The organism is Butyrivibrio sp. VCD2006 (assembly GCF_000423925.1).
In the GTDB taxonomy this organism is placed as follows: domain Bacteria; phylum Bacillota; class Clostridia; order Lachnospirales; family Lachnospiraceae; genus Butyrivibrio.
The window spans coordinates 79,950-91,765 of sequence record NZ_AUIX01000003.1; the positions used below are offsets into that span (position 1 = coordinate 79,950).

At 39.8% G+C, this 11,816-nt stretch carries 10 protein-coding genes; all 10 read right to left on the reverse strand.

The features are described from left to right. Positions 1-193 precede the first annotated feature (193 nt). The 10 genes from G586_RS0103120 to G586_RS0103165 all read right to left on the reverse strand — a co-directional run bounded on the left by G586_RS0103120 (position 194) and on the right by G586_RS0103165 (position 11,749). Positions 194-1,105, reverse strand: a complete 912-nt coding sequence (locus tag G586_RS0103120; RefSeq protein WP_026526531.1) for an SPFH domain-containing protein — start codon at positions 1,103-1,105, stop codon at positions 194-196. A 22-nt stretch (positions 1,106-1,127) separates the two neighbouring features. Continuing rightward, positions 1,128-1,577 (reverse strand): NfeD family protein, encoded by a 450-nt coding sequence (locus G586_RS0103125; RefSeq protein WP_035772342.1) that lies wholly within the window; start codon positions 1,575-1,577, stop codon positions 1,128-1,130. A 40-nt stretch (positions 1,578-1,617) separates the two neighbouring features. Beyond that, positions 1,618-4,194, reverse strand: a complete 2,577-nt coding sequence (locus tag G586_RS0103130; protein WP_026526533.1) for an ABC transporter substrate-binding protein — start codon at positions 4,192-4,194, stop codon at positions 1,618-1,620. Positions 4,195-4,236: 42 nt separating this feature from the next. Continuing rightward, complete coding sequence (locus G586_RS0103135; protein WP_026526534.1) at positions 4,237-5,454, reverse strand: ABC transporter permease; 1,218 nt, start codon at positions 5,452-5,454, stop codon at positions 4,237-4,239. Further along, positions 5,451-7,172, reverse strand: a complete 1,722-nt coding sequence (locus tag G586_RS0103140; protein WP_026526535.1) for an HlyD family efflux transporter periplasmic adaptor subunit — start codon at positions 7,170-7,172, stop codon at positions 5,451-5,453. Before G586_RS0103140 ends, G586_RS0103135 begins: the two co-directional genes overlap by 4 nt. A 93-nt stretch (positions 7,173-7,265) precedes the next feature. Next, a complete protein-coding gene (locus G586_RS0103145; protein WP_081674163.1) occupies positions 7,266-8,219 on the reverse strand; it encodes a carbohydrate ABC transporter permease in 954 nt (317 codons plus the stop codon). A 1-nt stretch (position 8,220) separates the two neighbouring features. Next, positions 8,221-9,216, reverse strand: coding sequence for a carbohydrate ABC transporter permease (locus G586_RS0103150; protein WP_081674165.1), 996 nt, complete (start codon positions 9,214-9,216; stop codon positions 8,221-8,223). 4 nt (positions 9,217-9,220) lie between these two features. Next, positions 9,221-10,585 (reverse strand): PFL family protein, encoded by a 1,365-nt coding sequence (locus G586_RS0103155; RefSeq protein WP_026526538.1) that lies wholly within the window; start codon positions 10,583-10,585, stop codon positions 9,221-9,223. Positions 10,586-10,653: 68 nt separating this feature from the next. Then, positions 10,654-10,926 carry an ACT domain-containing protein gene (locus tag G586_RS0103160; RefSeq protein ID WP_026526539.1) on the reverse strand — a complete coding sequence of 91 codons (273 nt, stop codon included), beginning with the start codon at positions 10,924-10,926 and terminating at the stop codon, positions 10,654-10,656. A gap of 25 nt (positions 10,927-10,951) precedes the next feature. Then, positions 10,952-11,749, reverse strand: a complete 798-nt coding sequence (locus G586_RS0103165) for an MBL fold metallo-hydrolase (RefSeq protein WP_026526540.1) — start codon at positions 11,747-11,749, stop codon at positions 10,952-10,954. Between the last annotated feature and the right edge of the window lie 67 nt (positions 11,750-11,816).

An 11,816-nucleotide genomic window follows, 5' to 3' on the forward strand; every position in this document is an offset into this window, starting at 1 on the left:
ACAATTGGAAAAGTAATCGAAAACTTATTAAACCTAAGTCTGATTGTCGATAAGCTAATGCTTCAAGATTAAACTACCTTCGACTAATGTTCACATTACATCATAAAAGAATAAATATCAATAGAATTTTTTTTAAGAATTTATTAAATATAAGGGGAATTTAAGATTCCCCTTATATTATCAGTTTTACAACTTACTTGGAAACAATTTCCTTTAATGACTCTGCAAGACCTGCAACCCCTGCAATATTACTGGGAACAATGATCTTTGTTGCCTGTCCGTTAGCAGCCTTTTCAAATGCTTCAAGGCTCTTGATAGTAAGAACAGATTCATCTGCACCTGCTTCCTTAAGCATTGCAATACCATCAGCATTAGCCTTCTGGACACTTCTTATAGCCTCTGCTCTACCTTCAGCCTCTCTTATCTGTTTTTCCTTTTCAGCTTCTGCCTTAAGGATTGTTGCCTGCTTGTCAGCTTCTGCCTGAAGAATTTTACTCTGCTTCTCACCTTCTGCAACTGTGATAGCTGACTGCTTCTCACCTTCTGCAAAGAGAATCTTCTCTCTCTTTTCACGCTCAGCCTTCATCTGTTTCTCCATGGCGTCACGAATCTGCTCCGGAGGATTGATGTTCTTAAGCTCAACTCTTGTGATCTTGATTCCCCAGGGATCAGTTGCTATATCAAGAGCATCCTGCATCTGTGCGTTAATCTGATCACGACTTGTGAGAGTCTCATCAAGTGTAAGTGAACCGATAACATTACGAAGTGTTGTTGCTGTAAGATTCTCAATTGCTCCGATCGGATTTCTCACGCCATAAGCATAAGCCTTAGGATCAGATATTCTGAAGAAAACAATTGAATCAATCTGCATTGTTACGTTATCCTGCGTAATTACAGGCTGAGGCGGGAAATCACAATACTGTTCCTTAAGGTCAACCTTTCTGGCGATTCTGTCAATAAACGGAACCATAAAGTGCAGACCAACATCCCATGTCTCTTTGTACGCGCCAAGACGTTCAACAATGAATGAATGTGCCTGTGGAACGATTTTGATGTTAAGTGCAATAAGAATCAGAATTAGAACAATAGCGACGAAAATATACATATCTTCTCCTCCTTCATACCTTTTATGCTCTCTTTACGATGAGCTTATTTCCCTCAACTCTTTCGATAATAACCGTTTCGCCGGATGTTATGGCAATATCATCAGCACTTCGCGCATTCCAGGTAGTACCATCAAGTACTACAGCGCCGGTTTCTTTGATGTTATCAATATTCTTACTTACTGTAACCTTACGCCCAACCAGAGCATCAATATTGGTTTTCACTATTTTCCCTGAAAGGAGCTTTACCGATATGGGCCTTACCAGTAGCAGCATCAAAATTGATACCAGAATGAAGATCACTATTTGCAGCGGTAGGTTTCCACCGGCCACGGCTACTATAAATGCAGCCAGTGCACCGATGGCAAACCATATCGTAGAAAGTCCCTGTGTCAGGATTTCAAAAACAGCCATAATTACTGCCAGTATCAGCCAAAAGAACGTAGGCGACACCCCAAACAACGTATTATACATGCCAGTCACCTCTTCCCCAAATTAAGTAAGCAGACAGTTATCAGCTAATCTCATTTACATAGATCTGAACACGGCTCTGAATAATATCAGCAACTTCCTTTGCAGACTTCTGTCCGCTGAAATAAGCGGCAGCTTCTTCAGCAATGATATTAGCTACTTCATTATTTGCATTACCAACCTGATCAATGCTGTTAATAAAGTCAAGAATCTCATTAACTTCATCATCAGTCATAGGATCAACGATAACCTCCTGATCACCAACGTACCAGGTATCATCATACTCAATTTCCTTACCGTCCTCATCAATATAGGTCGGCTTTTTCTTGATTTTCTCAGCAAGCTCATTAACCTTATTCATGTTAACAGGCCATGCACCATCAATAGTTTTCTGATACTCATCAGAGAGGAAGAATCTCATAAACTCCCAACAACCGTCCTTAACCTTAGAAGTTGCACTCATTGTGAGCTGAAGGTTAGGATAAAGGGCTGAACCACTACCATTATCAGACGGGAATCCTACTGCCTTAACAGGCTGACCAAAGGTACCCTTCGCTTCGTAGTTGTAATCTGAGAAGGTATAAAGATAAAGTCTCTCAGCAAGTGCCATTCCTCTTCTGTAATATGAAGATGTCTCATAGCCATAGTCATCTTCCTCAAGCTCCTCAGGGAACTCATTTACAAATTCAAGAAGATGAATAAATGCGTCAGAATCATAGCTGCATGTAAGTGTTGACCAGTCAATATACTGTGAACCTGAAAGACTAAGTGCCATCTCCAGAACATCATCTCTTGTTAAAGGTCCGAAGATATTCTTATGCTCAATATTCTTCTCCTTTACAAGCTTCTCAAGCTCATCAATTGTCCATGTGTAATCATCATCGCCAACATCGCTCTTCGGAGCAACTACAGTCTCAACATAGAAGCTGGGAATCAGCTTATACATCTTACCATCAGTCTTAAATGCTTCCATAACATGATCCATGTACTGAATCTTACTAAGCTCGGGATCATTCTTGAAGTAATTAGTCATATCTTCAAACAGGCCCTTGGAAATATAAGAATCTACAGGCATATCTGAATCAAGCACAAGAATATCAGGAGCATTTCCTGAAACAATATCTGTATTTAGCTTATTTGCTCCTCCTGACATATCACTGTCGGAGTCAAACTTAGAATAATCACTTATTACAACACGATATTCATCATTCTGCTTATTAAACTTGATAATCTGAGCTCTTACATCATAGTCAATGTAGTTACATCCCAAAATGATCTGCTTTCTTTCGCTTACAGTCTTAGGATCAACCTTTGTAAGATATGTAAGGTTATAGTTCATATCCTCTGTAGGAATCAGAGCCACAAACTCAGTATCAGAAATCGGTGCAAGCTGAGAAACGCCATAGGTATCGATATCTGAATCAACGAAATTAAGGAGCATCTTTACCTGAGGATCTCCAAGCTTATATGAATAGATACCCTCTGATCCTGATGCAAAGAGATCATTTTTACCTGCTCCTGAATAGAAAGTGTATTCATAGAAAGTTGTATCAACAGCTCCAACCTCAGTCGCTTTATCAGACTTTAGATCAAGCTTGTAAAATGTCTGCTCGTTACCATTTACAAATGCTGTAAAGCTGCCGTCACCAAGCTTGTAAACTGAAGCCGAAAAGCCATATTCATCGTCAACATTTTCAAAAGCAATGTCAGACTGCTTTGTACCGTCAGCAGTACTGTATTTATGAATACCCAAGGTATCTGAAACAAGAAGTGTTTCATTATCAGCTACAACAAAAGAATTCACGTAATAATATGACTCGGTAGTAGTATCGAGCTCCTGTCTCCATACCTCTGTACCATTATTATCATATTTAGTCATATAATACTTATCAGAATCTTCTGAACTACCAAAATCTACCTGAGAAGGCTCTTCTATCGGAAGAGTAACATCTCCCTGACCACCTTCGGCAGGTTCAGCAACAACCTTCTCTTCAGCCTCTGAGTTTGAGGTCTCAGAACTTGTATCATCAGCCTCTGTGCTTGTCTCTTCAGCATCTTCGTCTACATCTTCTGAAGCCTCATCTTCAGCTGAGTACTGAATTACATCGCCCTCAACCTCACCATCACCATCACCTTCAAGTTCAATACCACCATCGTCTAATAAGATCTCTGAGGTAGGTCCATCTACACCCTCAATACCATAGTCACCGAAATAATAACCGGCATACTTGACCTCTAAAGTGTATACAGATCCATCATCAGAAAGCACAGTATTATACAGCGTAAGATTTTCTTTATTAGCAAGCTCAATAGTCTCTAAGTTACTGCCATCCTTATCAAATGTATAAACGCATGTCTTGTTGCTTCCATCGTCATTTATTACATTTGCGACAGCATAAATTTTATCACCATATGTACCAAGTGATGATATGTTTGAAACATCAACATTTGCTCCCAGATTTATCGGATTATCCTTGAACACATATGCACTGGCATCATGACTTGCCTGATCTTCAGGAGCCACTTCCTTCTTCTTTCCGCATCCACAGCCAACCATCGTCACAGCCATAACTGCAGCAAGAGATGCGCTCAGGATTCTCTTTAGATAAATTCTCTTCATTAAATATCCTCCTTATTTACGTACAAACCAACTGAATAAACGTTAAAAATATTTCCATTTTTCGTTATGATATTTCATGTTTGATTCAAGATTGTACTTCCAGTCAGCGGCCTTTTCAACGAGCTGCGAAACGGTCCACTTCCTGTGTCTATAGGCCTGAATCACAATAATAGCAACCATAATAAAGATTATTATCTGGCATATTATCTGAATCAGAAAAATAACAGCAAGAATGTTTTCATAAGCTCTGGCATTATTCTCCCAATATGGGTAAATTACCGGCTTAGTCTGCATTCCCCTGGTATTAAACTTACCAATAAGATCAAGCAGATGCCTGTCTTCAAACCTGGCTGAATTGTCAACTACCTCAACCTGAGTTGTATTAAGCCCAAGCTTATCGATAACAAAATTTGCAGCATAGTTGTCTACTGTGTTGGGCATAACTACTTCCATACATACAATGCCCTTTGCCTGGGTATCAACATCTGAGGTTCCTGCTTCTGCCTCTTCATCATTCTTTGACGCTACAGTGAACTTACCAAGTGTTCCATCAGTTGAAAGTACGGAAGCATCAATCTTACCATATGTCGCAAGAGACTCAAAGGACATAAAAATTGTAGGAAAAACCATACCGGATGCCTTGACATATTTTCCGCTGTCTTTTTTTACAACTCCGGCAATATAATGAGGCACTCCTCCAAGGATGATGCTTTCACCAACTATATCATTTGATCCAAAAAGCTGCCATGCAAGCTCTTCATCCAATATGACATAGTCCTTCATAACTATATCGCCCGTGAAATAGTTACCACTCATGACCTGCATAGGATGAAATTGGAAAAAGTCTCCGCCAACACCAATAGCGACAGCAGTTACAGATTTCAAACCCCTGGTTATTTCAATACTGCCAACACCGCTGAAGCAATAATTCCAGACAGCATTGCCACCCTGGGTACTTGCATCAGCCTCCTGAAAGCCGTCTGCTATGAGGCCTTTATTTATCTTGTAAGCATACTCACTAACAGTATCGGCATTTACTCCCTGTGCCTCAGAAAAGAACATGCTGACCTGCCCGCATCTTGTCTCATCTGACCATCTTTTTCCCATCATCTGATCATATTGATGATTCGCAGTGTAATTCCTATATGCATCAAGACCCAAAACAATGAGAAAAAGTATCAGTATAACTGAAAAGTATATGATCTGCTTTAAGCGCAGATTTTTGAAAAAATTCGTAATGTTATCTTTTATCTTTATCATTGATTATTAGCCAGTCTTACCTGATCACCTGATTTAATGGGGCTTGTTGCCGTTGTGATCACATATTCATCTCCCTCTAAGCTACCGTTAATAGCTGCTGTTGTATCATCTGAAGCAAGAACTTCAACGTCAACACGCGAAGCTATATATCTGTTACCAAGAGGACTGGACTTAGACTTAACGATAAGGATAAATTTACCGTTTGAATCTTCTCTTACTGCTCCTGCAGGAATAGTAAGATCATAATTATCAGACTTCTCACCGATCTGAAGGCTTACAGACTGACCATTTTGCACTTCCGGACTCTCAATTGAGAATGTAAGAAGCTTCTTTGTGTTGGGGTTCTGCTGGTCAGCAGTAATTGACTTAAGTGTTGCCTTAAAGTCTGTGTAGTACCATGCATTCTGAGGCTCTGCAATGTCACCGACCTTAAGCCTCTTAGCCTGATCTATTGTAACTGAAAAGCTTGTCTGCATTCCCTTGCCATCAATCTGGATTCTTGCAACCGGATTCTCAGCACTTGTGGTCTCACCGGCCTTCATATAAAGCTCAGCAATAAGACCGTCAACAGGAGCTGTAATTGTAGCTCCAACGGATTCCTTTTCAAGCTTTTCAACTGTTTCCTTCTGTTCCTCTATCGCATCTCTCTGCGAATCAAGCTCAATCTCTTTTGAAATTTCAGTAATGAGCTCTGTTTTATCAGTAGAAGCTCTTTCAAGTTCAAGAGAGGTTTTATTCTTAATATCCTGAAGTGTTGCAGACTGTCTCTGGTAATCACTATCTACCTGACCTGCCTGAGTAGTGATCTGTGATACGTCTTTAGTACCATTAGCCTGCTCAAGCTGAAGCTGGTTTTTCTCTTCTTCTAACGTTGCAATATATTCTTCAGCAGCAGCTTTCTGAATTTTTAGCTGTTCCAACTTCTTTTCTGCATTTTTCAGTTTCTTTTTAGCATCTTTATATTCCTGAGAATCTGTACCATAATTCTTCTTTGCATTGTCTCTTGCAGTCTCAGCTTTATCTACAGCACTTTCAGCACTAGTAGTATCAATATCTGATTTAGCAGACTCCAAAAGCTGATCAATCTCTGTGATTCTATATGTAATCTCAGCTTCTCTGTACTGAGGTGTAGCCTCATCGTAGTTATACTGTGCAGCTGTATATGACTGCGACTGAGAGTGCTCATCAATTGCAGCCTGTGCCTGCTCATCAGCAAGCTTTGCAGCGTCATATCTGTCAGTAGCAGATTTGAGTTTTGCCTGGAACTGATCCATTGTAAGTGTCTGACCGTTTCTTATACGATTAATGGCTTCATTTGAAAGATCTCCAGAAAACAGGGCTGTCTCATAGGTCTGCAGAAGATCATCAAGCTTTTGTCTTGCATCAACAAGCTCTGTTGATTCCTTATCCTCAAGATAGTAAATTGTATCACCCTTCTTTACCTGTGCTCCAACCTCTACGGCTACGCTCTTAATTACGCGCTCCTGGCTGACCTTAACTTCATAAGGATCCTTTGCCTCGACCGTACCTGTTCCTCTGATTACAGGTGAAATTGTTCCATCCTGAATCTGCTGAATAGCAACTTCAGGAAGTGAATAATTCATGATTGTGTTGGAGAAAAAAGTAAGTAATAGAAGGATTGCCAAAAAGGCAATTGTAATATCCTTTATTATGTCCTTTCTACTCTTCCTTGGTCTTTCATTTCTTACTTCAGACATACCTTTAATTCCTCTTCCCTTAAATCTAATTCGCGCCTGCCGTTTTACTCCTTTATATTTAATGCAGGCTATAACACAAAATACAGTGACACTCTATCCTTTCAATCCGCCCTGATATGATATACCTTCAATCAGATACTCTTCCCCATATAAGAAAATCAAAAGCGGAGGCACAAGGTAAATAACCGCAACCGCAAATGCAAGGCTTATCTCACCGGTATTTATCTTAGACAAGAATACCGACAGCGGATGAAGCTCATCATTATTAAGCAAAATAAGCGGCTGTTCAACCATATTCCAATAATCTATGAATACAAGAATGGCAATGGATATAAGTCCGCTTTTACAAAGCGGCGCGCATATCTGTGTGAATATCTGCCATTCACTTGCACCATCTATCGATGCAGCTTCCATAACTTCTGAAGGAATTCTTCTTATAAACTTCGTAAGAAGATAAACTGCAAAGGGTGAAAAGAATCCCGGAAGCCATATAGCCCATCTGGTATCAAGTATTCCCAACCATGAAGTTACAAGATAATTCGGAACCAGTGTTACCTGATAAGGCATCAGCATCATAATGATATACAGGAAAAATATTATTTCTCTGACTTTACCTTTGTATCTTGCAAACCCATAGGATGCGAGCATTGCGATAAGTAGCTGCACTGTAAGGATCGGTACAACATATATCATACTATTCCAAAACTTCAGCAGATATTCCGGCGATTTAAACAGTACAGTATAGTATTGGTCAAACGTAACTATATCCGGAATAAACTTAAGGTTTACAGTTTTGGAGATGAATACCTTTCCTCCTGTTTCGGTAGTCTGAAAGACCGCGCCGTAATTGGCACTTATTTCAGATGAACTCATGAAGGAATTAGTTATTGTAAGTATTATCGGAAGCAGGAATAATACTGCAAAGATTGCGCATATAATTGTTCCTGCAACAATACCGTATTTATATATCTTTTTCTTTCTTCGTGCCTTCCGTATGGCTTTTTCATAAAATGCCACTTCACCGGTTGGCAGAGTCAGTCCCGCCATATCAGCCTTCTATATCCTTTCCGTACCGGTTTTCAGTATTAAACATAATAAGCATCAGAATAACGATCACCAGAGCCATTATGATAGCTGAAGCTGAGAGTTTCTGATAATCGACGGAAGCAAATGTATTATTCATAAAATGCTGCATCATATAGAGCGTCTTATATGGATAATCTCCGGTCATTAAGTATATCTCTCTAAATACCTTGAATGAATTTATAAGAGACATTATTGTTACAAAAAGTATTGTTGATGAAAGATATCTCATCTTGATGGTCCAGAATATCTGACTGTCAGTAGCACTCTCCAGTCTTGCAACCTCTATCAGATCCTTAGGCACACTGGAAAGCGCAGCCATAAACAGGATCATGTTATATCCCAGGTTTTTCCACAGGAACAAAACCACAATAACTATCTGAGCCTTATCAGATTTAAGCCAGTCTATCTTTGGTCCGCCAAAGTACATACCTACCACATTTACTATTCCGTTAAAGTGGAACAGAACCTGCCAGATAAGCACTATTGAAGCAATCGGAACCATCATAGGGCTCAGGAAAAAGCTTCTGAACTGGCTCTTGAATGGTATTCCGGATTCCATGACAACAGCTAGGAATAGTGATAACCCAACTGCCAAAGGAACCGCAATTATAGAAAACATAAAAGTATTATATGCTGCCTGTTTAAAGGCATTGTTAGTAAATACTCTGACAAAATTAGAAAAACCAACAAATTCCTTCTGAATCGGGTTGTTTACTACAGAATAGAAAACAACCACACAGAAAGGAAGCACAAAGAATGTAAGAACTCCCATCAAGCTGGGTAAAAGAAACGCCCAGGAAACAAGTGTCTCTCTGATTGTCTTTTTGGTGTTTCTATTTTTCTTAACAGGACGAGGCTTGTGTTCATTAGTCTGACCTGCAGCGTTTCTTCTCAGATATCTATTTAATTTTTCTGATAATCCCGAAACCTTTTCGGGAATCTTTTTAATTTTATCCATAGAATCAGTTTTTAAAGCTATGTATAGGAGCCGGTATCCTTCCTCCTCTGTTTACGAATTCATCACATGAAAATGTATTAACACTCATAATCGGACCAAAGCCTAAAAGTCCGCCAAAATCAACTGTCTCACCGGCCTTCTTGCCAATTACGGGAATAAGTCGTACTGCCGTAGTCTTCTGATTGATCATACCGATAGCCATCTCATCTGCGATGATTCCGGAAATAGTAGTACTCTTTGTATCACCGGGAATAGCTATCATATCAAGACCAACTGAGCATACGCAGGTCATTGCCTCCAATTTCTCAAGTGTGAGAGCTCCGGCATTTACAGCGTTGATCATGCCCTGATCCTCACTCACAGGAATAAACGCTCCTGATAAGCCTCCGACATATGAGGAAGCCATTGCGCCACCCTTCTTAACCTGGTCATTCAAAAGCGCAAGTGCAGCTGTTGTTCCGGGAGCACCTGCATGCTCAACTCCGATTTCGTGAAGAATATCAGCAACACTATCACCGATTGCAGGTGTAGGTGCAAGCGAAAGATCAACAATTCCAAAAGGAACGCCAAGTCTCTCGGACGCTTCCTTTGCTACAAGCTGACCTACTCTTGTTACCTTGAACGCAGTCTTTTTAATTGTCTCACAGAGGATTTCAAAATTCTCTCCTCTAACCTTCTCAAGAGCAGTCTTAACAACTCCGGGACCACTTACGCCGACGTTAATAATTCTGTCAGCCTCTGTCACACCATGAAAAGCTCCTGCCATGAAGGGATTATCGTCAGGGGCATTGCAGAATACAACAAGCTTTGTACATCCTGCGCTATCGTTATCCTTAGTAGCTTCAGCTGTTTTTACTATAACGTCACCAAGAAGTCTTACAGCGTCCATGTTAATACCGGTCTTAGTTGAACCGACATTTACTGATGAACAAACAACGTCTGTTGATGACAAAGCCATAGGAATAGACTCTATAAGAAGTCTGTCAGCCTCTGTCATACCCTTGCTAACAAGAGCACTGTAACCGCCAAGGAAATTTACGCCAACGTCTTTGCCGACCTTATCAAGTGTCTTGGCAATAGTAACGAAATCCTCCGGTGTCTTACATGCAGCAGCACCAATAAGAGCAATGGGAGTAACTGAAATTCTCTTATTGACTATCGGAATACCGAATTCTTTTGCAATATCCTCACCGGTCTGAACAAGGTCCTTGGCTGAACCGTATATCTTTTCATAAATATTCTTATTAAGTGTATTTAGATCTGAACTAATGCAATCCAAAAGGCTGATACCCATAGTAATGGTTCTGACATCCAGGTTTTCCTTTTCGATCATCTCATTAGTTTCAGAGACTTCGTTTATATTTATCATGATATCTCCTTAGAGTCTGTTTTAATGTTAAGCATCATATCTTTTGACTTAAATCTTCTATGTATTGATCAGATTCTATGCATAGAATCAAAGATTTCTTCTCTCTGACACTTTATAACTACTCCAATCTCTTCTCCAAGACTGTCAAGTGTATCAGAAACCTCCATAAAGTCAACTTTGCTCTTTGACATGTCAACAATCATCATCATATTAAAATATCCTGATACGATTGTCTGTGAGATATCAAGAATATTTATCCCGTTTTCTGCTAAAAAAGTACATACCTTGGCAATAATGCCAACAGTATCTTTACCGACTACAGTAATGATAATTTTGTTCATAATAGTTTACTCCCTTTTATTTTTTTCATACTTCGATAACAGGAGAAAGCTCGTTTCTCGCAGCCACCATTATCGGAAAATCATTTCCATGGTACGGGTTCTCACCCATTTCTATTTCAACCCTCACTGTCTCATATGCAAGCTCGGGAAGATTGTTTTCTTTACTCAGGTGTCCCAGGAGAATTCCTTTAAGATCATCGTGCAGGATCCTGCACAGAAGTTCCCCACTTTTTTCATTGGACAAATGTCCCTTTTCCCCAAGTATTCGTCTTTTTAATTGATAAGGATACGGCCCTGACTGAAGCATTCTGACATCATGGTTTGCTTCTATCAGTATGGCATCCATTCCTTTAAGGTTTTCAACTGTATAATCATTGAAGCAGCCAAGATCGGTTGCAACACCGATTTTCTTTTTTCCGCATGAAATTCTGTAAGCCACAGGCTCCAAAGCATCATGCATTATAGTAATCGGATTGATTATAAGATCCTTCAAAGGCACCTTTTCATCCGCACGAATCTCGTGAAATTCAGAAGACAGCATTTCACCCTTCTTATCGCTTAATCGTATTCCCTGAATGGTTCCCTTTGTTGCGAAAACCGGAATATCGTATTTTTTTAGGATAGTGTGAAGTCCTGCTATATGATCCGAGTGTTCATGCGTGACAAAGATTGCATCTATGTCGGCCAATGAAAGGTCAAGCTTTGATAAACCTTCTTCTATTCTTTTCTTACTACATCCCGTATCTACAAGGATGTTCGTGGTATCGGAACCTACGTAAATACTGTTCCCACTACTACCACTTGAGAGGCTGGCAAGTCTCATCTAATGCAATCTCCGTTTCCATACTAAATATAAACTGTGAAAAATATGTGTCTATTCAGTTAAAAAA